The sequence below is a fragment of the Enterococcus sp. E4-150 genome (genome assembly GCF_035726465.1).
GTDB classification, from domain to species: Bacteria; Bacillota; Bacilli; order Lactobacillales; family Enterococcaceae; genus Enterococcus_B; species Enterococcus_B faecium.
In genome coordinates this window covers 1-22,429 of sequence record NZ_JAPRGK010000020.1, presented here as the reverse complement: position 1 = coordinate 22,429, position 22,429 = coordinate 1, and the positions used below count along the sequence as shown (strand labels likewise).

The 22,429-nt window shown below is 32.9% G+C and carries 19 protein-coding genes; 14 read left to right on the top strand and 5 right to left on the bottom strand.

The window, feature by feature from the left end; genetic code table 11:
• Positions 1-467: 467 nt before the first annotated feature.
• The 8 genes from OZ002_RS12135 (at position 468) to OZ002_RS12100 (ending at position 10,120) form a co-directional block, all read left to right on the top strand.
• On the top strand, positions 468-1,964 hold the full coding sequence (locus OZ002_RS12135; RefSeq protein ID WP_156249053.1) for a helix-turn-helix domain-containing protein: 1,497 nt from the start codon (positions 468-470) through the stop codon (positions 1,962-1,964).
• A 503-nt stretch (positions 1,965-2,467) separates the two neighbouring features.
• Entirely contained in the window at positions 2,468-3,127 is a 660-nt protein-coding gene (locus OZ002_RS12130; protein ID WP_025476776.1) for a WxL domain-containing protein, read from the top strand.
• The gene (locus tag OZ002_RS12125) at positions 3,114-4,148 is read left to right on the top strand and encodes a DUF916 and DUF3324 domain-containing protein (protein ID WP_086312667.1); all 1,035 of its coding nucleotides are present in this window, start codon (positions 3,114-3,116) and stop codon (positions 4,146-4,148) included. Before OZ002_RS12130 ends, OZ002_RS12125 begins: the two co-directional genes overlap by 14 nt.
• Before the next feature lie 139 nt (positions 4,149-4,287).
• Complete coding sequence (locus OZ002_RS12120) at positions 4,288-4,614, top strand: LPXTG cell wall anchor domain-containing protein (RefSeq protein WP_125179036.1); 327 nt, start codon at positions 4,288-4,290, stop codon at positions 4,612-4,614.
• The gene (locus OZ002_RS12115) at positions 4,601-6,697 is read left to right on the top strand and encodes a hypothetical protein (protein WP_156249052.1); all 2,097 of its coding nucleotides are present in this window, start codon (positions 4,601-4,603) and stop codon (positions 6,695-6,697) included. The genes OZ002_RS12120 and OZ002_RS12115 overlap by 14 nt, the downstream gene beginning before the upstream one ends.
• Before the next feature lie 39 nt (positions 6,698-6,736).
• Entirely contained in the window at positions 6,737-8,803 is a 2,067-nt protein-coding gene (locus tag OZ002_RS12110; RefSeq protein WP_125179035.1) for a pectate lyase-like adhesive domain-containing protein, read from the top strand.
• Positions 8,804-8,945: 142 nt separating this feature from the next.
• Positions 8,946-9,179 carry a hypothetical protein gene (locus OZ002_RS12105; protein WP_002306996.1) on the top strand — a complete coding sequence of 78 codons (234 nt, stop codon included), beginning with the start codon at positions 8,946-8,948 and terminating at the stop codon, positions 9,177-9,179.
• Positions 9,167-10,120, top strand: coding sequence for an SPFH domain-containing protein (locus tag OZ002_RS12100; protein WP_002331890.1), 954 nt, complete (start codon positions 9,167-9,169; stop codon positions 10,118-10,120). Before OZ002_RS12105 ends, OZ002_RS12100 begins: the two co-directional genes overlap by 13 nt.
• A gap of 242 nt (positions 10,121-10,362) precedes the next feature.
• Here the strand turns inward: OZ002_RS12100 and OZ002_RS12095 are convergent, their stop codons facing one another.
• The 5 genes from OZ002_RS12095 to OZ002_RS12075 form a co-directional block, all read right to left on the bottom strand.
• Complete coding sequence (locus tag OZ002_RS12095) at positions 10,363-11,091, bottom strand: GntR family transcriptional regulator (protein ID WP_156249051.1); 729 nt, start codon at positions 11,089-11,091, stop codon at positions 10,363-10,365.
• Positions 11,092-11,146: 55 nt separating this feature from the next.
• A complete protein-coding gene (locus OZ002_RS12090; RefSeq protein ID WP_002299847.1) occupies positions 11,147-11,617 on the bottom strand; it encodes a GNAT family N-acetyltransferase in 471 nt (156 codons plus the stop codon).
• A 4-nt stretch (positions 11,618-11,621) separates the two neighbouring features.
• Positions 11,622-13,028, bottom strand: coding sequence for a C4-dicarboxylate transporter DcuC (dcuC, locus tag OZ002_RS12085; RefSeq protein ID WP_002299846.1), 1,407 nt, complete (start codon positions 13,026-13,028; stop codon positions 11,622-11,624).
• A 22-nt stretch (positions 13,029-13,050) separates the two neighbouring features.
• Positions 13,051-13,971 carry a nucleoside hydrolase gene (locus tag OZ002_RS12080; RefSeq protein ID WP_002299844.1) on the bottom strand — a complete coding sequence of 307 codons (921 nt, stop codon included), beginning with the start codon at positions 13,969-13,971 and terminating at the stop codon, positions 13,051-13,053.
• A 294-nt stretch (positions 13,972-14,265) separates the two neighbouring features.
• A complete protein-coding gene (locus OZ002_RS12075) occupies positions 14,266-15,105 on the bottom strand; it encodes a CPBP family intramembrane glutamic endopeptidase (RefSeq protein WP_002337777.1) in 840 nt (279 codons plus the stop codon).
• Between the two features lie 1,138 nt (positions 15,106-16,243).
• Between OZ002_RS12075 and OZ002_RS12070 the strand changes: the two genes are divergently transcribed.
• The 6 genes from OZ002_RS12070 to OZ002_RS12045 all read left to right on the top strand — a co-directional run bounded on the left by OZ002_RS12070 (position 16,244) and on the right by OZ002_RS12045 (position 22,247).
• Positions 16,244-16,660, top strand: a complete 417-nt coding sequence (locus tag OZ002_RS12070) for a PTS mannose transporter subunit IIA (RefSeq protein ID WP_002306992.1) — start codon at positions 16,244-16,246, stop codon at positions 16,658-16,660.
• A gap of 60 nt (positions 16,661-16,720) precedes the next feature.
• On the top strand, positions 16,721-17,212 hold the full coding sequence (locus OZ002_RS12065) for a PTS system mannose/fructose/N-acetylgalactosamine-transporter subunit IIB (RefSeq protein WP_002306991.1): 492 nt from the start codon (positions 16,721-16,723) through the stop codon (positions 17,210-17,212).
• A 13-nt stretch (positions 17,213-17,225) separates the two neighbouring features.
• Complete coding sequence (locus tag OZ002_RS12060) at positions 17,226-18,035, top strand: PTS mannose/fructose/sorbose/N-acetylgalactosamine transporter subunit IIC (protein WP_002331056.1); 810 nt, start codon at positions 17,226-17,228, stop codon at positions 18,033-18,035.
• Complete coding sequence (locus OZ002_RS12055) at positions 18,032-18,859, top strand: PTS system mannose/fructose/sorbose family transporter subunit IID (protein WP_002306989.1); 828 nt, start codon at positions 18,032-18,034, stop codon at positions 18,857-18,859. Before OZ002_RS12060 ends, OZ002_RS12055 begins: the two co-directional genes overlap by 4 nt.
• Positions 18,853-19,563, top strand: coding sequence for an HAD family hydrolase (locus tag OZ002_RS12050; RefSeq protein WP_002306988.1), 711 nt, complete (start codon positions 18,853-18,855; stop codon positions 19,561-19,563). The genes OZ002_RS12055 and OZ002_RS12050 overlap by 7 nt, the downstream gene beginning before the upstream one ends.
• A gap of 170 nt (positions 19,564-19,733) precedes the next feature.
• Positions 19,734-22,247, top strand: coding sequence for a sigma 54-interacting transcriptional regulator (locus OZ002_RS12045; protein WP_156249050.1), 2,514 nt, complete (start codon positions 19,734-19,736; stop codon positions 22,245-22,247).
• Positions 22,248-22,429: the final 182 nt, after the last annotated feature.

Sequence of the window (22,429 nt, the reverse complement as noted above, 5' to 3'; positions counted from 1 at the left end):
AGTGTAAAATGTACTTGGGTCATGTAACGTCCTCCTGGGTATGTTTTTGTGGTTAAAAACATTGTACCGTAAAAGGGCTGTTACATGGCCTTTTATCTTTTACACAATTATATGGACTTTATCAAAAATTAAATTACATATTGTTAATCATTTACATCTCCATTAATAACTCAAAATGAAAAGATGTTTTTATTTTTATTCTATATTTCAGAAAAAAATTAAACTAGATTATAATAATTCTTCATGTAAAAATAAAAACAATTACAGCTATGATGTTTAAGATAAAACAATTATGAAATCGATATCCGTTTATATACTTATCATAAGCTAGAAGCAAATAACTAGCCTATGTATGTAAGTGAGATTATATTTATTAAAAGGCTTCTTTTGTTCGATCAGTTATAGTCGAACGAGAGAAGTTTATTCTTTGATTAAAATAAACAAAAGTAACTTATTGAGGTGAAATGATGCAAACTTTTTTAACTAAAACATCTTTCAAAAAAGTAGTTTTATTAGATTATTTGTTAGAAAAAGACAATTGGTGTGCAATGGAAGAACTTAGAAATTTACTTAATGTTACGGAGAAGTCAGTCTTACACTATATAGAAGAACTAGAGGATTTATTTAAGCAATATAATGGTAATATCCTTCTGAAAAATGGAGATAATAAACGCTTTTTCATAAAAAAAGAGAAAGATTTTCCTATTTATAATATTTATCTTCATTTTTATAAAGCTTCCTATAATTATCATTTGATTGATTTTATGTATAAATATCCTAGAAGTGTTCTAAATGATTTTGCTAAAGAGCAATTTACTAGTGTATCTACTGTCTTCAGATATGCGAAGCTCTTAATTCCATATTTTAGGCGTTATCATATAACATTTCATCCATTTCAGTTAGAATTGAATGCATCAGAGGCAAACATTCGTAGCTTTTTTTATTATTTCTATTGGAATTCTACACGTGAAAGTAGTGATAGGTGGCCATTTCATATCGAACAAAAGGAAATAGAGAAGTATATAGTTGCTTTTGAGGGGATTTATGATATTACGTTAACTATTTTTCAAAAACGTGTATTTTCTTTTTGGTTAGCCATTAATATAGAAAGAAGTTCATTTAGAAAAGTACGAGTAGATAATGAATATAAATCAGTTATCTCAGATGATCCGCATTTTAATCTTTTGAAGAAGTGGTCAAAACAAATCAATCTTTCTTTTAACAGCGATGAATTGTGTTTCCTTTATCGAATAATTTATTCTTTTGGAGTAATTGATGGAAATGCAATATATGAAAATAGTCATGCATATGCACATCAGCGACAAAATACTTGTTCTTATCGAGCAGTTGAGAATTTGGAGAAAGTTTTACAAAGCATGTTCCGTTTTTCTTTAGATATAAAGGATCCAGAACTCATATTCAATTTTATTGCGTTTCATGAAAGAAGTTATCTATTTTATGGTAATCCAGATCTTTTTTTTAATCGTTCGTATATCGAAGAAATGAAAGAAGAAGAACCTCGAACTTATCACATAATGGAAAAACTCAAAAAAGAATTACAAGCAAATGCGGATTTGGATGTATCAAAGAAATTAGAAAACTGGGCACAATTATTTTTGGATTATTATTATGTGTTAGATTATTATGATTTATTTTTAACAAATGTTAAACCGATTAAGATTTTAATACAAGATGATTTACACCATACGCATCGGTTATGGTTAATGAATAAAATTAATCTGTATTTTGGGCATTCTTATGTTTTTGCTTTTTATGATTACAGGACAAATATAACTGAAGTAGATTTGGTTATTTCTAATTACTACATCGACACTGGAAAAACGCCATTACTGTTAATGAAAAATATACCTACCGAAAGAAACTGGCGTTTGTTCGAGAAAACGATTTATCAATTGAAAAAAGAAAAAGAGGTTGTGAAATCAGCGTTTTGTCCTGAGTATTAGAGAAACAAACGGAAAAATAGTTTTTCATATTTTGCCGTTTTTGAGCTAATACCGAGGGACAGCTGATTGAACACCATTTATTGAGAGGTTGTGAAAAAACTGTCCTGCATCAAGTAATAAGAACAGCTAAGTAAAAATAGCTTCTTATGTTTTTAACTTGGCTGGACTTATTACCGCAGATGCAAGCTTTTGAACACCGTTTTCCAAGAGGTCGTGAGCCTCCCGTTCATCTTCGAGTCACAAGGAACAATTTCAAAAAACAGCTTCTCATGTTTGATGAATATTGTGACTTGTGACCGAGGAGTTGGCAAGAGAACAACGTTTATTCGGAAAAAGGGACTGTGACACTACATGTCACAGTCCCTTTTTGATTGAATTATCTCATTTGTTTTCTAATTTTTTTCTTTATTTGGGAAAATAGTTGAACTAGATAAAAAGTACTGGACGTGTCAAAATTATTTTGGATCAAATTAGATCTATTATTATTTAGGAGGAATTATAAAATGAAGAAAACAATGATCACAACTGCTGCGTTAGGTTTGTTAGCAGTAACTGCTTCGGGAAGTATGGTTTCTGCAGATATGATATCAGGGACAACTAATAAGACAGACGTTACTTTGACGGAGGGATCTGGAACAGATGTCACACCAGTTGTGCCAGATGACACACACGATGATGACCCAAGTACAGGAGACGTTGGTTCTTTATCGATCCCCTTTGCATCTAATATCACATTTGGCCAACAAGAAATCCAACAGGGAGATACGGATTACTATGCATTGAATAAAAAACCGCATGTACAAGTAAACGATACTCGTGGAGGAGCAAAAGGCTGGACATTGGGAGTTACCATTTCTCCATTTATTGGAGAAAATGGGAAAGAGCTAACTGGAGCGAAGATGTCTTTGACAAATGGCCGGGTAGTAACTAAAGACAATACTTCTGAAGCTCCTAAATTAGCCAATCAAACATTTGATTTAAATGAAGCTTATCAAGATGTGATGCATGCTAAAGAAGGACAGGGAGCTGGAGCTTTTGCTGCAGTTTTTGAAGGAGAAGATGGACATAATGAAAGCGTGAAGCTTCATGTACCACGAGCTGGAGTAGAAGCACAAAGCTATACAGCTGATTTGACTTGGGTGTTGTCTGATGCTCCAGCATAATGTCCAAAAAGGGTGGGGAAGAAGCTTTCCCCTCTTTTTTGTTGGTATAGTATTCTTTGCTTTATTCTATTTGTCTACAAACATATTCGCAGATTCAAACAAGGTATCTTTTGATGCACAAGCCATTTTACCAGATAACCAGCAGTCAGAAGCAAGTTATTATGATCTAAAGGTGACACCTGGCGCCACACAAGATTTATCACTAAAATTGAAAAACACTACTGCCAAACAAATAAAAGTAGTGGTAGAGGCCAATAATGCTTGTACTAATAAAAATGGAGCAATCGATTATTCTAACCATGAGGCTAAGTTATTGGGAAAACCTGTATTCCAAGATTTAATTTCTAAATCACAGACGATCACATTGAAACCTTCTGAGGAACGTGATGTGACCTTTCAATTGAAAATCCCAGAGAAAGGTTTTGAAGGAACCATTTTAGGAGGATTTTATTGCTATGAAGATACAAAAGGAAAAGAAGAAAAAAATGAAGGTTTTAGTCTAAAGAATAAGTTTGCATATACAATCGGTGTAAAGCTGGTTTGTTCAGATAAAAAAGTGGAACCAGGATTTGCTTTAACGAAGGTTAAACCCGGATTAGAGAATGGCTATTTGACTCTTTTTGCCAATTTAGAAAATTCAGAGCCTGTGCTTAAAAGCAAAATGGATCTACATGCAGTTATCAAGAAAAAAGGGGAAAAAGAAGCGTTACATGAATTCAACCAAAAAGTGTCTTTTGCACCACGCACACAATTTCAGATTCCTTTTAATTTGAATAATGAGCCACTGAAAAAAGGAACCTATGAATTAAGTATTCAGTTAAAAGATGATTCAGGTAAAAAATGGACACTCTATAAAGAATTCGTAATCAAAGGAGAGGACGAAACGCTCAACAAAGATGCAGTGGAAGTAAATAAAGAAAATAATGATCATTCTTTATTCTATATTCTTTTAGTTCTTTGTTTGATCATTATCATCAGTTTAATTGGGTATATTACTAAGTTACGACGAAAAAATCCATAAAAGTATTCGAATCATTTTTTAAGATTATGAAGTGGGGAAACGATCTTAAAAAATGTGTGAATAATTCATATATATAATAGATGATTTGGATAACTTTCTATAAAAATGATTGTATAAAAGATGTAGAAAGGAGACAAAAATGAAAAAAATTTTAACAATTATTTGTCTGGGATTGCTGATTGGGGCAGCAATCCCAGTGTCTGCATCAGCTGATGATCAAACAACTAGTAGAGTAGGAATTACTTTTTACCAGTCTACTAATAAGGTAGTACCTATGAAAAGAATAGTTGTACCTGATAAGCTAGATCAGATTGCGCCAAAAGAATATAACCAATTGTTACCTAAAACAAATGATAAACAAAACTTTTTTAGCAGTCTAATAGGTATAAGTTTAGTATTAAGTGTTGCGTTATTTTACTATTTAAAAAAACACAATGGGACGTGGAGAAAAAATGAAAAGAAGTAAAAATTTAATATTACTATTTCTTATTTTTAGCGTTATTTTAATTTTTACCTCTAAAAAAGTAGATGCTGCGCCACATTCTTTAACTGGGTTGGGGTATTTTCACTGGGCAAACGAGGTAAAAACACCGGCTGACAATACTTTTATTATGCACTACAGTGATGATCTTTCAGTAGAGCCAATAGAAGGGATAGCTAATACAAGCTTTATAGAAGTTAATCGTAACACTAATAAAAGTAAAGCATTAGTAAAAAATGTAGGGTTTTATAAAGGAAAAAAAGTAAATTTACTAATAACTTTGGAAAGAAATAGAGGAAACTTAAATGGGGGATCTATTTATTTAACCAAAGATGATTTTTTAAGAATTTATATTTACGGAGAAATGATTGTAACCTATGATTTTTTAGATGAGGATAATCAGCCTCTGACATTGGAAACTGCATTTAATTATAGTGGCTTAAATCAAAACAAATATATCGGTTTTTTGTCTCCTGCAACTTTGATTAAAGGGCTGTATGCTAATAATCCCACGAATATTCTATATGATGTTTGGGATGGAGGGCCAGATGACTATTGGGTATATTTTAAAAACCCAACAGGAGGAGGAGCTTGGGCAGTTGATCCGAGACAAGATTTGGAACTAACAACAAAACCAATTTCTAACGTAAAATTTGTCATCCATAATAATGATTCAACTACTTCTTCGATAAAGTACAGAACAGATTTCTTAGCTGAACCAGAGTTTCCTGTAGCTTACGGAGTAGATTCTTCATTTGAGAAAGCAAATCAGGACATTTATTTAAGAGCACAGCAAACGATTCCTAATATAGAAAAATGGGAAAAAAATAAATCGATGGAGTTATGTTTTAATTTACAAAAAATTTATTCTACCCATCAATATTCTTTTAAGGAAGCAAAAGTAACTAATCTCAATGGTGATGATTTAACAGACTTGTTTAAAATAAGCAATGAACCAAACGGTAATGTCGCTTTAGTGATAAACAATTTAAATGACAAACGTTTATATGACACGGTACTGCTATATGATATTAAACTAAACTGGAAAGGAATGGATTATCCTGTAGACATCGGTCTGCTTAAAGATGAAAAGTTACCATTATCATTCGACATAAAGACATTGCTCAATGATCAACCACTAGGAGAACAATCAGGGAAAAGTTCTGTAAATTACAAAGGTAAAATAATCATTCCTTTTCTTGATGAGAAAGATAATATCTTACAATCGCCTTTAGTCAAAGAGGGAATCATCACAACTCCATATGATGTTTCAAAAGATTATCCTGAAATAAAAGATTATTATCCTATAAAAAATGAGAAGGAAGATGTAGGGTTTTATTTACCAGATGAACAGACGATTGTTCATAGGTATAAGAAAGGCGAGCCAATACAATTTGAATTACTAGATAAAGAAGATCCCTTATACGTATCTCGCTTCACTAAAGATAGAGAAATTACGTTTAATTTTTCACATAAAGCTAACGAAAAGATTTATTTGATGGCTAAATGTGGGAAAGAAGAAATAACTTTGGAAAAATATTCTGAAGCGGCTAAAACAGTAAAGAATCGTACTTTCCATTTTAAAGCACCAGAAAAATGGTTGGGTCAACAAGTCTCATTTTATTTAAAAGATGAAGAAGGCCGTGTTTCTCAAGAGGAAGTAAGAACGATTCAAACAGAACCAAGTCCCCAACTCACACTTCCTGAAGATATTAATTTTGGGGTGAAAGAAATACCATCCATGAATACTGTTTCTTCGCTAGAAGAAGGAAATATTTTTAAAGTAGAAGACAATAGCAAATTAGATAAGAGCTTATGGACCATTAAACTGTCTGAAGAAACCCCATTAATGAATAGCCAAGGTAACAAACTTAATGACCGATTGTCTTTTACTACGTATGAAGGAAAAGAAGTTCATCTAAATTCTACGGAACAAATTATTTGGCAAGATAGCGGGAATGCAAAAGTCGATCTATCTGATAAACTGCATTTGAAACTACAGCCTTCGGATAACGTAGGCATCTACAGTGGTATATTAAAATGGAATTTTGAAGATGCGCCAAATTAAAATAAGGGTGGGCTGGATGAGGAAAAACGGAGGGAAAACATGTGGCATTTACTAAAAAAAGAGTTTTTATTAGGTATATCTATTGTTTTTATGCTGACACTTATCTGTGTTATGGAACCAATAATAGTATGTTCTGAAGATATCCAGCCCGACTCTTCTATTTCAGATTCCTCCTTTCCAACTAAGAAAGGTAAAGAACAAGTAGTAAATTCTGATAATAACCAGAATGAAATATCAGATTCCAATAATAACAAAACAATAAGCGGCTCTAAAGAGGAGACTGATCCAACTTCAGAGTCTATTAATAAAGTAGAAGGAAAACAAAACTCTGAAAAATCGGATAGTCGTGAATCTATGCCTTCAGACGATAGCGAGAGTATTAAAGATTCAAAAGAAAATTCTAGTGTGAAAGTAAGTAATTATAAAGAATTCAAAGATGCTTTGTTGAATAAAAATATTCGTACGATTTATTTGGATAAAGATATTAAGATACTTGAGTCGTTTAACTTTTCTAGTAATAAGGACATTTGCGGAAATGGTCATATTATTGACATGAATTTTCAAAGCATTGGCATAGCTTTAAAAAATGCTAATTGTAAAATCAGCGATATTAAATTAACCAATCAACCTATTTATCCTTTATTTTGGTCAGAATATCCTGGTGTCACAGTAGATTATACTAATGTTTCTTCAACAGGTTATCAGTTTATTTATCTAAGTGCTGGAACAGCTAATTTAGAGGGAGAAATAGAGGCTGCGGCAACTGCGGAAGAAGTATTTCAGGGAAAGCACATAAACATAAACAAGCAAGCAAACGTTTATTTTAATGATACTTCTGGCGCTAATGCTATCTATACAGGAGACGGAATCAATATAGAAGAAGGTTCAAATTTAATCATGAATGCTACGGGACTAGGTTTGTACATGTATAAGCCTAATGGAGCCATCAACATTGCTGGCAATGTGCAAATAAGTTCCCAAACTAATTCTGCTATTAGAAGTGATGCTACTGGTGGAGAAATGAATTTACAAGAAGGAGCTACGCTAAAGGCATATTCAAAAGGTACAGATGAAGAAGCTATTCTGCTATGTAATGGTAGCATCGTGGTAAAAAAACAAGCTAATTTGGAAGTTACTTCTGAAGGGTATCAATCAACGGTACAAACAGGGAATAAGCTAGAGTTATTAAAGGGTTCTAATTTCTTGATTTCTAACAGGAAAGGAAACGCTTTAGGCGCTTGGACGCAAAAAACTTCAGTAAGTCTCTCTTCTTCTAAAGGAATAGATACTTGGAAGGTAGGTAGTTCTTTATCGGAAGATCCTGATAAAACCTATAAAGGCCCTTTGACGGCTTCATTTATTTTAGATACGTACGTGCCTGCTCAGCATACTACAAACGTGATATCTAACAACATAGATTTTCAAAAAAGTTTTGATTCAGGGGATGTCGGGACAATAGCTGGAGGAGACTATGTGAAAAGAAAAGAGATAGCTCCAACTACTATAGAAGAACTGACAAATGAAAGTACTGAGGTTAAGGGTACGGCAGAACCGAATGCACATATAGAAGCAAAGATTAATAATCGCTTAATAACTAGTGGAAAAGTTGACGGTAATGGGATTTATCAATTATCTATCCCTAGACAAAAAGCAGGTACAGTAATAGATGTAGTGGCTAGTATAGATGGGTTATATTCCGAAAATAGTACAGTTGTAAAATATGTGGGACCTTCTATTTCAATTCCTAATGCTATTAATTTCGGGAAACAAGAGATTCCTCCTGTCGACAAATTGATTACTGCCAGTGACTCACAAAGTATAGATATAACAGATAACAGTTTACTTAAAGATAGTACATGGAAGCTATCAGTGAAAGAGGATCAGCGATTAATAAATGAAAAAAAAGAGCAGCTTTTTAATCGTATACTCTTTAATAAGGGAAATAAAAAAATAACTATTAATGCTCAAGACCAAATAGTTGCGGAAGGAAAAGGTAATAAGGAATTTAGTTTAGATAAACACATGTATCTATCTTTACATCCTTCAGATAAAATTGGCATGTATGAAGGGGAACTAACGTGGACATTTATTGTCGCACCAAGTTAAAAAATATAAAGTAACATCTTTTTTACTTTCTTATTCATTTTAATCCTAAGCCTAATAATATAGATTTTTAAATAAAATATTTATATAAGAAAAATAAGTTTTGGGAGGTATTTGATATATAATAAAGGAAAAGGAGGAGAGTATGACATATTATTTAGAAAACAAGGTTATTGGAAAGTACTTTCGATCAGCTACTAATCAATTTTTAGGAATTGTTCGTATCTATGGTACTTATACAGAATACCGTGTAATAGAAGGGGTCCCTGAAAAAGATGCTATGCTAGAAATCATAGGTGTTCAGTCCGGTGTGCTTCTTACAAGAGTGAATAATAGTTTATTTGAAAATGGAAGAGGGTATATAGAATGTTGGTTGTGAAAATAATCGTTGGAGTAATTGTTGCAGCTTTTCTTATATGGTTATTGACTAGTACGGCAGTCGTTGTACGTCAAGGGGAAGTAAAAGTAGTAGAAAGTTTTGGGAAATATGTGAAAATTCTGGAACCAGGATTACATTTTCTTATTCCAGTACTATATACTGTTCGAGAAAGAGTATCGCTAAAACAGATTCCTTTAGAAATAGAACCTCAAAGTGCTATTACAAAAGATAATGTAATGGTTGAGATTGACGAAGCTATCAAATATCATGTTACAGATGTACGAGCATTTGTTTATGATAATGAAAATTCCGTAGTATCAATGATCCAAGATGCGCAATCGAATTTGCGTGGAATTATCGGGAAAATGGAGCTAAATGAAGTATTGAATGGTACTGAAGAAATTAACGCCTCTTTGTTTGCTTCAATTAAAGATATTACTTCTGGCTATGGTTTGGCAATCGATCGAATTAATATTGGGGAAATAAAAGTATCTAAAGAAATTGTTGAATCAATGAACAAATTGATAACAGCTTCAAGAGACAAAGAATCAATGATTACTCGTGCAGAAGGTGAGAAATCATCTGCGGTACTTAATGCTGAAGCTAATGCATCTAAAATGACCATTGATGCACAAGCAAGGGCACAACAAACCCAAATTGACGCAGAAGCAAGAGCAAAGCGTATTCGTATTGACGCAGAGGCAGAAGCTGATCGTATTGAAAAAATTACTGAAGCAGAGAAAAAAAGAATAATAATCTTAAATGAAGCAATCAAAAATAGTCAACTCGATGAGACATCCTTATCTTATTTAGGAATAGAAGCATTTAAAGAGGTAGTTTCTAGTCAAACAAATACAATTATATTACCTTCTAACATGACGGAATTAGGCAATATCCCTGTAGCAAAACAGTTATGGGAGAAACAAATAAAAGAAAATTAATTATGAATTGCATTTATATTTTAAAATAGTATAAACCTTTATCTTACTTACATTGTTACTGAAAAGGTTAGTGATACATAACCTTGGATTTCATAGTTAGAGAAAATTCACTATCCTGTTTTATATTGTCAAAAAGTAATAGATACAATTCTCCCTCTCAAAAGTTAGTTTAACTATTAACTTAGGAGGGAGAATTTTTAATTAGATATAGATTTCAATAGATGCAGATTCAAGCCTTATGTTCAATGAATGTCACGATATCTGACTAGAGATGTTCTGAAAAAACTTTCTGCAATATAATATTTATTCTGGGCCAATACCTTTCCGGTGTTTGAATACAAGTCTTCAGTCATCAAAACCAGTTTTTCGCCTTCAGCAAACCCTCTTCTAAAACTATCGGGATTTCTTGAAGAAATAGTAATAGTTAACTTTGAATTACTCACATCTTCATAAATGTCTTTTTCTAGAAATTGGATAATTTGATTTTTATCTTCTAGATTTAGGTTGAATTTTTCAATTGTCTCTGGTAATAAAATAGAAAAAATATTTGCTATATTTGAATTGCCCAGTACATACCATACATTTAAAGTGAAATAGGAAATATCTTTCACTTCAAATAATTTATCTGTAAAAATACTACTAGGATTCTTAAAATAGTAAGCATCTTTTTTTGAAATTTGTTCTATAGGAACTGTCAAACTCTCTAAAAGAGGACAACTTAATGAGCGAAGACCTTGTTTGCTTTTTTGGGCGTGTGTAAAATTAACAAAATGGCCTTGACCATGAATACTAGTAATGATTCCATCCTCTTTTAATAAAGATAATGCAGTCCTTAATGTCACTCTACTAACATTAAAATCACTAGTCAATCTTTCTTCCGATGGCAATTTTGAACCAGGAAGAAACTGAGAACGTTTGATCATTAATAAAATTTGGTTATAAACTTGGACATATTTTGGCGTACGATGCATATTTCACCATTCCTCGCATAAGTATATAATTAATTTTAACATATTACTTGTTTACTTAGTAAAGAGGATAGATAAATTCAATGAAATCACCAAAATGTTCACGTCCAGGAATTATATAAGCTCTTTTAGAATGGAATCCTAGATCCTTAACTAAATTTTGCATAGGAAAATTAGAATGATTCGTAATTAATTTAATATTATGAACAGTGGGCCTGATTTTTTCCTTTGTGATAATGTCTTTTAAAATCATACGAGCTATGCCTTTTCGTTGGTAACAGGAATGAACAACTAGACGTTGGATCAATAACGAACAATCGCTTGTTGTAAGAGTTACGCAGCCATAAATAGGATGACCGTAAATCCATAATTGTTGCTCTGTAATATCCTTCAAGACTGTCCCAGAACTAGGATAAACATTAGTCCATTGATTGATACCATTTGTTATCATTTGTCGCTTTCCATCAGCAATAAGAGCTTTAATCTGTAAATAGTCTTTTACTGTGGCTAATCTTTTATCTAAAGTCATTGGTCTATTGAAAAAATAAGATAGATAGTATTAGTGATAAAATTACTCCGAATACCATTGGGACAGAAGTTCTGCGTACAATTTGCATGGGAGACAATTTTGTTGTTCCAGCAACAATCAAAACCACAGCAGCCACTGGAGAAACCGCTCTCAGTAAGTTGCCGGATAATTGCATTGGAATAGATAAAGCGACAGGGTCTATTCCAGCTGCTTTAGATAAAGGGATCATTAAAGGGATCATTGCAAATAGTAAAGCTGTTCCACTACCGCTAAGTAAAACAATAATAGCTGTAAAAGCAACCATTACAAGCGGTAAAAGTATACCTGCACTATTAATATTTTCCATTGTTTTTTGTATAATCTCAATAATTCCAATCGAAGTAAGGCCTTGAACGAATACTTGAGCAGAAACTAATAATGCGACGATATTCATCACATTTCCCATACCCTCAAAAAAGTAACTAGTTTCTTTTAATACGGTATTTATTGAACGACGATTGAAGAACTCTATGATAACAGCAATCATAAAGCTAATTAAACTGACTACCTGGACACTTATATTTAACGTGGTATTTAAAACAATATTTCCTATAAACACAATTAGAAGCAAGATAATCGGTAGTAAAGGCAAAATACCATAGACAATTGCTTTGATACCTGAGTAAGAAACTTGGATCTCCTCATCAGAATTGCTGGAGCTATATAAGTTTAGCTCTTCTTCATAAGATAAAGTTTCTTTGCTCTTCTTATCTTCATGCTTTTGCCACCAGTAATGTACAAGAGCAATTGCTAGTAACGTCGGCACTGAAACGATAGCATGATTTTTAAACACATAGTCTGTAACATTGATATTTAGCAAAGATGCTATCGCTACATTATCTGATCCCAATGGTGTTGGTACAATTGTTGCTGAGGTACCAATAATTGCAGCTGCGCTTAATCTGGACATTCCAGCAGATCGCAAAACAGGATATAAAGTTGCTAACAGAATAATTGCTAAATTTGAAGCACTTGGAATAACTAATGACAATAGATTTCCGATTAAAAAAACGATGGGAATAAGGAAATAAATGGATCGAATCCTTGAAATAGGCTTTGTTAAAGCTTGTACAGTAACTTTATTTGCGCCAATATGATTCATATAAGCGCTGTAGCCTCCTAAAATCAATATAACGAAGCCTGGTCCTACTAACGTACTCGTGAATTGGTCAACAACAACTTGAAAAGGATCTAACAAAGAAGTGCCAGTACTTTCACTTATTTCTAAATGTCCACCTATTAAAATTGCAATATATAGCAGTAGTATACCTAATATTAGTAGAGTCATCTTTATATCATTTTTTTTAAGTAACATATAAACGAGGATTCCTACGGCCAATAATCCAATGAAGCAAGTCAATAAAACATTCATTTACAGCCCAACCTTTCTTTTATTAAAAAGTTTTAGCAATCGAAGCAACGAACCATTTTTCAAATTTATTTGGATCCACGTGGGTAGCGACCTCTGCATTAGCAGGGAGATTGAGATACCCATTTAAATCAATTAACGATGCACCAGTAGTTAATTTACCAACTGTTTCAATTTCAACTCTTGTTTTAACAGTCTCAAACATATCTGGATTTAATATTAAACCTACAGCTAAACTATCATACATGTTGAGTCCTGTTTCGAAACTGCCACTGCGATATTTTGAAAATAGTTGATAAAACATATTACCTATTATTCCAAAATCCTTTATTTTTTTTGAAACCTCCGGCATGATTTTTGCCTGACGACCTACTTCCATGGGGGCAACTCTAATGGGAAGACCACTATCAAAAACAATTTTTGCAGCTTCCGGATCAGCAGCAAAATTAAACTCAGATAATACCCCATAATTTCCTCTTCCTAGGCTGCCACCCATGACAACGATTTCTTCTATTTTATCTAAATCATGAGGATATAGATGGATGTATAAAGCAATATCAGTTAGCGGCCCTATGCCTACTATTGTCGTTTTATTTTCTTCCTGGGTAATAGTTTCATGCATCGCCGATACAGCTGTTAATGATTGTTCGCAGTGAATAGTTGGTTCTGGGAATAGATAACCATCCATTCCAGTTTTTCCATGAACATTACTGGCATTGATCACATTTTTTAGGAGGGGATGCGCACTCCCTAAAACAACACGAGGATTTTTTTTGTATAGTGTTAGTAACTTTTCCACATTGAGTTTAGTGTATTCTAAGCCGACATTTCCAAAAATGGGACAAATTAACTTCACGTCTAGATTCTCACTGAATAATGCGAGTGCAAGGGCAACAGCATCATCTATGCCTGGATCGGTACTAATAATTACTGATTTTTTATTCATAATCTCTCTTCTTTCTTGATTTTTTTAGAAGCGCTTCCAAAAAGATAATACAACATTGTATTATATAAGTCAAATTTAGATACAACGTTTTAGTCTATATTGTTTCTAATATTTCCAAGACATGTGACTAGTATTTTATATTTAGAAAAAATATTAATTTGTAATAATCGTTAACTCTAAGTATAGTACTAGCTAAAAAATTCTTAATAGGATATAACTATTTTGAAATAAAACAGCAAAACTACAAAGTTAGCTGAACAGTCTAACTTTGTAGTTTTGCTGTTTTTAAACATTTCACTCAAATTCTAGTGGCTTATTAAGAATATTTCTTTTTCGCCATACTAATATAATAAGTATTACCAACACAATAGATGAAACAATTATACTCATATAATCAACTGAGCTATGGTAGATAGTTTGAAAAAGTATGCCTTCGCTATCTTTTGGAGAGTTTGCTAAACCAAAAAAGTCCGACATAAAAAAGTTATAGGCTCCATGAGAGGCTGCGGCTACCCAGGTGTTAGAAAATAGAATTCTTAGTAAAGCCCAAACCATACCGATCAAAAAATAATCTAATAACTCTAGAGTGAATCCTCCAGTATTGCTAAGATGCATTAACATAAAAAATAAACTACTTACTATAACTCCCCATAAAAGATTAGTTTTTTTAGCAATTCCACCTAATACGAAACCTCGGCTAATTACTTCTTCTTGTGATCCTTGTGCTAGATAAAACACTATGCTTATTAGTAATTTAGACCAAGAAGATTTCGAAAAAACCTCTTGAAAATCAGCACCACCGACTAGGACATAGCCAGCTACAATAAAAGTAATTATAAAAGCTCCAGTAAGGTACCCAAAGAAAAAGTTTTTAAAAAAATTCTTTTTGGAGAAACCTAGTATACGTATATCTTTATAAATTATTTTAGTTAGAAGGATAAAAAGGAAACTAATCATCAAAAAAAAGAATACATCCATTATTAGGCTAACAAATAGATTTCCTTGTAAATTTGGAAATAACTGTTCATAAAAAATGGACTCTAAATAGCTTGAAATAAACAAACCAAAAAAAGCAATAAAAAAACTTAAAATGGGAGGTATTAAGATTACAACGGTTTTTTTTATTATTTTCATAAATCCAACTCCTTTTATTATTAAATTTTAATTAACTATACTTATTTAGTAAAGAGTAAAGTGAGTTCTCTAAAATATGATTTTTATTCTATCAGCACATCTATAGATAGAAATGCCGGATACTTCATGGTATTTAAATAGGATCATTATACTTTTTCAAAAATATATGTGTTTTCATAATATCTTTTGATTGTTAAATAAAATTTCTGGTTTACCATTGAAATTAGGCATATTGCTAATTGATAATACTGTTTTTTCTTCCTTAGTAACCTGCTGAAAGCAGTACATCCTTAAAAATTAAGTGAAAGCTGATTACTTTCAAAGCAGGAGACCAAGGCAGATAAATAAAGGCCGTTTATAAAGTAAATAAAGAAGAAAAATGATAGTACGAAATCATTATGAAAAGCTGTCTCAATAAAATATTGAGAGAGAATTTTAGCTCTTTGAAGTGTAAGTTTAGCGCTTGCTTAAGAGAGGTATTTGCCAAAAACATGTTCCATAATAACCGTTAAGAGAATATTTTTTATTTATAGATTTAAAAAAATTCTAAAAACAGTAAAATTTTCAAACTATTTTTATTTCTATTACTGTGACATAATTAAGTCACTATCACAGACCGTTGACAACTATCTTCCTTTTGAAAACTATTCTAAGAAGTATTTGTGATAGTACTCTTGTCATTATCATTATTCTGCTAGCACTAAACCATCTCCTATAAGTATGATGATAATGAGCTTCCGTTCAAAAGCCACTTAAAAAAGTGGTTTTTTTGTAATTGAAAAATTCATCTTTCGGGAGTGATAAAAAATTATTTTTTACATTTTGGGTTATTAGTAGTCTTACCTTAAAATTTTTGTGAAAAGAGGATTTTCTCTCATATATTGAATGAAAGTTAACCTTAGCGAAAACGCATATGTATAGTTAATTAGGTTCGAAGTTCGTTATAACTTAAAAGGAAAAGTACTACTGGTTTAGGCAGATTTACTAACAAGCTTTCTGTCACCTATTACCATCTGTTTAGAAGTAAATCAAACTGTTTAAACAGTTTGAAAAGTATAAGAAAGCTCAAGAAATGGGACTTTCTTATACTTTTCTTTTTTGGCATAGTATTTGCTTAATATAAAGTGAGGTGAAAAATATGAAAAAAAAATTTTTAGTTGCAACACATGGGCGACTGGCAAGCGGTTTTCAAAATTCAATGGCGATTTTAGCTGATAAAGGAGCAGAACTTGAAGTCATTAATGCATATTTAACAAATGAAGACTATACGCCCATCATTTCGAACTTTATAGATTCTATCGAAGAAGGAGAACAAGGAATTATCTTTACCGATCTGTTTGGCGGAAGTGTAAATCAAACAGTGGTAGCAGAACTGATAAAACAAAAAAAAGATCAATTGTTTGTCATTTCTAATAGTAATTTAGCAATTATATTATCTTTAGTCCTCACACCGGAAAATGAAGTCTTTACAAAAGAAAGTATAAACGAAGCAATTGAGATAAGCCAGGTTCGTTTAGTATCAACAGATTTGCCTACAGAAGAGACATTTTTTTAAATCAAAAGTGTAAGAAGAAACTATTATAGTAATTTGATACAAAATAAGGAGGAAAAAAGGATGATAACTCAAATACGTGTGGACGATCGACTAATCCATGGTCAAGTAGCTGTAGTTTGGACGAAAGAATTAAATGCGCCATTATTAGTGGTTGCTAATGATGAAGCAGCAAAAAATGAGGTCATGCAAATGACATTGAAGATGGCTGTACCAAACGGAATGAAACTATTAATTCGTTCGGTGGATGATGCTATCAATATATTCAATGATCCAAGAGGAGCCGACAAACGAATTTTTGTCATTGTAAATAGCGTATCCGATGCAAATAAAATAGCTCAAAATGTGGAAAACATAGAAACAGTCAATGTTGCTAACGCAGGTAGATTTGATAAATCTGATCCATCAACGAAAAAAATGATATTTCCTAGTGTGCAGTTGAATCCTAATGAATTAGCTGCAGCAAAGGAATTAGCTAAGTTAGATCGAGTAAATAGTTACAACCAGGTGTTGCCGTCAAATCCGCAATTAAGTTTAAAAGATGCATTAGAATAGGGAGGAATAAAATATGTTAATGCACGCAACTATGGCAGCTTTAGCAGTATTTATCTGTTTTGCGGGTAACTATTTGACTGGACAAAGTATGATGGAACGTCCATTAGTAGTAGGTCTCGTTACAGGTATTTTAATGGGGGACATGAAAACGGGTATTTTGATGGGAGCCTCTTTGGAAGCCGTATTTTTAGGAAATGTAAATATTGGCGGAGTGATAGCAGCAGAGCCAGTAACGGCCACAACTTTAGCTACAACTTTCGCCATCATTTCTAATGTAGAACAAAAAGCAGCAATGACTCTCGCTGTGCCAATTGGTATGTTAGCTGCATTTGTCGTTATGTTTTTGAAAAATGTTTTCATGAATATCTTTGCTCCAGCTTTAGATAAAGCTGCACGTGAAAATAACCAAAAAATGATCCTTACGCTGCATTTTGGTACATGGGTGATCTATTATTTAATCATTGCATCTATTTCTTTCATTGGAATTTTAGCGGGGAGTGGTCCGGTAAATTCCTTTGTTGAACATATCCCTCAGAGTCTAATGAATGGTCTTAGTGCAGCTGGAGGGTTGTTGCCTGCTGTTGGATTTGCCATGTTGATGAAGCTCTTATGGGACAATAAGTTAGCTGTTTTTTATATCCTTGGATTTGTTCTAACCGCTTACTTACAACTTCCGGCAGTGGCTGTTGCTGTGATTGGGGGTGTTATCTGTGTTGTCAGCGCTCAGCGGGATATTGAAATTAGAGAGGCTGGTAAAAATGGTAATAGGCACGATAAAGGGCTAATGACAAAAGCAGAAGAAGAGGAGGACTTTTTCGCATGAAATTCCAAGAAAACTTGACAAAAGAAGAAAAGAAAATGATGCGTTCTGTCTTTTGGCGTTCATGGACGATGAATGCCAGTCGTACTGGAGCAACGCAATACCACGCAGTAGGCGTCATCTATACGCTGCTGCCAGTTATCAATCGTTTTTATCAAACAAAAGAAGAACGTGCAGAGGCAATTGTTCGCCATACAACTTGGTTCAATGCAACGATGCATATTAATAATTTCATCATGGGATTAGTTGCTTCAATGGAAAAGCAAAATAGTGAAGATGAACATTTTGACGCCAGTTCAATCACTGCTGTTAAAGCATCATTAATGGGACCAATATCAGGTATTGGTGATTCATTTTTCTGGGGTATTTTACGGGTAATCGCAGCGGGTATCGGTATCTCTTTAGCAGCAACCGGTTCTCCGCTAGGTGCAATCATATTTTTATTGATTTATAATATTCCGGCTTTTCTCATTCACTATTATGCACTGTATAGCGGTTATTCTGTGGGTGCCAGTTTTATTCAACGAATGTATGAATCAGGTGGAATGAAAATTTTGACAAAAGCTTCAAGTATGTTGGGCTTAATGATGATGGGATCAATGACAGCATCGAATGTCAAATTCAAGACCATCTTAGAGGTGAGCGTAGAAGGCAGCAAAGAAGTGATGAAAATTCAAGATTACCTTGATCAATTATTTATAGGTATCGTACCATTAGCGGTGACGTTATTTGCATTTTGGTTATTACGGAAAAAAGTCAACGTAAATGTAGTAATGTTTGGTATTATGTTTTTAGGTATTATATTAGGTCTGTTAGGGATATGCTAGAAAACATTGCTGTTTTTTTCGATGTTGATGATACATTATTAGACAATTATAGTGCCTTCAAATGTACCATCCGAAAGTACTATCCTGACTATTTCCTCGAAGAACCTTTTTTAAAGCGTCTTTATCATGAATTTCGCTGTCATAGCGAAAAGATTTATAAGTTTTATCAAGAAGGAAAACTAGCTACAAAAAAGAAAGACGAACGATGGTTACTAGTGATGGAAACATTAAATTTAAAGAAGAATACCAATTTATCGGAATTAGATGCTTACTATCATTTATGTCAAAGCAAACAGACTTTGTCAGTCGAAATGTCTTTGCTTTTAAATGTTTTGAAAAAAAGTGGAATTCTATGTGGAATTATAACAAATGGATTCACTCAGCAACAGCAAAGAAAATTAGAACAATTAGATCTTGATCGTTTTATCGAACCGAGATGGCAATTTATTTCGGAAAAGTTAGGTGATGCAAAACCAAGTGTAAGCTGTTTTCGAAAAGTTTCTAAACAATTGCCAGAAAAGATAACAAAAATTTACTATTTAGGGGATAGTTATCAAAATGATGTTATTCCATCTAGATTAGCCGGCTGGTGTCCGATCTGGTTGAATCATTTTGTTGACGATGAAGCAGCAGAGATTCTACAAGCTAAAACCGATAATGAAGCAGCCACCTTGATATTATCTGAATTACTACATTCGAAATAAATAGAGCCGTGTCCCATAGGAAAAACTACTGTAGCTAAGAGTATGATTTGATGCACTCTGACTGCAGTAGTTTTGATTTTTTAATATTTCATCTGATGTGAGGCTTTTTGGAAAATATGACATTTCCATTTCTTATCATATACTGTATTTTTTATGAGGGAGGTTTAAGTATGCGACAAGAAACGAGAGAACAGTTACTAAATTTATTATCTGAAGCAACTACTTTGACGACACAGGAGATTGCTGATTCTATCTCATTAAGTCGCTCAGCAACAAGCTTATATTTGAATGAGTTATTAGATCAAAATGAAATACAAAAAAGCGGAACAAAACCAGTGTATTGGTCAATTGCCGAATCAGAAAACAAAGGTGGGAAAGACGCGTTTGCTCAGTATATTGGAAGTAATGGCAGTGCTAGACGAGCAATTGAGACGTGTAAGGCAGCGGTATTGTATCCACCATTAGGATTACCACTTCTTTTGCATGGAGCAAGTGGAGTTGGAAAAAGTTTTTTAGCACACTTAATTTTTAAATATCTTAAAGAAAACAAGTGTAAAGGAACAAAAAATTTCTTTGTTTTCAATTGTGCAGATTACGCTAATAACCCTGAGTTATTATCTTCTATTCTATTCGGACACACAAAAGGTGCTTTTACAGGAGCAGAAAAAGAAAAGGTTGGTCTTTTAGCGCAAGCTGATGATAGTGTTTTATTTTTAGACGAAGTACATCGATTATCTCACGAGAATCAGGAAAAACTATTTCAATTTATGGATACAGGGAATTTTCGGCCTATCGGCGAAGAAGCAGAAATGATTTCTTCGAATGTTCGATTATTATTTGCAACGACTGAAACGCCTGAAGAAGCACTATTACCGACATTTTATCGACGTATTTCCGTTATTGTTGAATTACCAGCTTTTCATGAACGACCAATATTTGAGCGTATAGAGCTAGTCAAATATTTGTTTGAAAGAGAAGCAAAGCGAATAAAAAAGAATATAGTTATTTCAAACGAGAATTTTTTTGCCTTAACAACACAAGAACTTTCAGGTAATATTGGAAGCTTATCAAATCAGGTAAGGATGAGTTGTGCTGATGCATTAAGGCTGACACCTCATAGTCAAACATTATTTATAGGTCAAGATAAGAAAACAACAGTTAAAATAACTTACCCTTCTACATCTAGTCCATCTATTGAGGAATACCAGATTTTTGCAGAGAGACTGATGCCTATATTAGATATAAATGAATTTGCTGAATTAAAAGAAAAATTACAAAAATTTGATAGTCAATACTTAGAAAATGTAGTGACTTTGTCAAATGATAGTTTGTCTTTAAGTATGAAAACAAGCATCCAAAAACAAAATCGTAGAATCATTGACAATGAAGCGATGACGCTAGAACCCCTTGAAATTGTTTGCAGGTTACTACAAATCTTAAAAGGAAAACTACCAGAAAAAAAATTAAAAGAAAAAATACATCTACTATCAAAACAGTATCCTAGAACTATACTTTTAACTACTAATCTCACAAGAGAGCTTCCTCTAGAAATTCGCCCCTTTGTTACTTTCTTCTTAGGTGTAATGCTGATCGGCAAGGTCTCAGAAGACATCCGTTACCAAGCACTACTAGTAGCTCATGGAAACGCGACTGCTAGTAGTATTCAAGCTGTGGCAAATAAAATGTGTGGAGATTACGTTTTTGATGCTATCAATATGCCTTTATCATCTTCTGCTAGAGATATTATCACAAAAGTTAATGATTGGCTTTCAGAAAGAGATACATCTGAAGGAGTGATCATGCTTGTGGATATGGGCTCATTAACTCATTTATATAAGAGCTTGAAGCCTCAAATTTTAGGAGAATTATTAGTTATTAATAATTTAACTACCTCTTATGCACTAGAGATTGGACAGCAACTAATCAATGGAAATCTTTTTTATGAGATTGCAAAAACGGCAGAAAGTGATTTTGTAACGAATATCCAGTATTTTGAAGGTTTTGCCGTAGAAAAAAATGTCATTATTTCCAGTATATCTGGTCGTGATATTGCTAAGAAAATAAAAATGATCTGTGAAAAATACTTTAATCCTGATATTAAGCTAATCGTATTAAATTACGGAGAATTAGTGAGCGCATTAGAACGCGCTTCTTCGGAAGAAGGATATTTGAAAGAGACGGCGTTGATCTTGACAACTTCCTATCTGGATAACACAACCCCGGTTCCCAGTATTAATCTAATTGATGTTTTGGATGAAGATGCAGAGAATAAATTGAATAGACAATTGAAAAACCTAATTCATCCTAGTAGTGTTCCATTATTAACGAACGAATTCATCCATTTCTTTTCAAAAGAAGGCTTATCTGAAAAACTCGAATTTTTAAACCCTGATGTAATTATCCGGCAAGTAGAAGATGTAGTAGAAAAGTGCGAGAAAAGATTCAGTCTTCAGTTGAATGCTAAAATGAAGTTCAATTTAATGATGCATCTAGCTTTGATGCTCGAACGAACGATACTTGGTGCAAAAGACTATCCAGTCCCAGAAGATATCAACCAGCTGAAAATCAACAACAAATTGTTTTATCAAAATACACAAACGATTTTCTATACTTTGGAACAGTTTTATAAAATCAAAATATCGACATGGGAATTATATATACTTTATGAAATTTTAGCAGGATAGAAAGTATGAATCCATCTGTTTGAATATTTTTTATTTGAGTATGATCAATACCACTGGGAGCGTCAATAATTTTGTGTAAATAAATTGTCCTCCTGCAAAATAATTAGTTACTCAGTAAACATTGAAACTAATGTATCGGTTACCTGTTGAAAACCTTTATGGCTTCTGTTTAGAAATTTTTG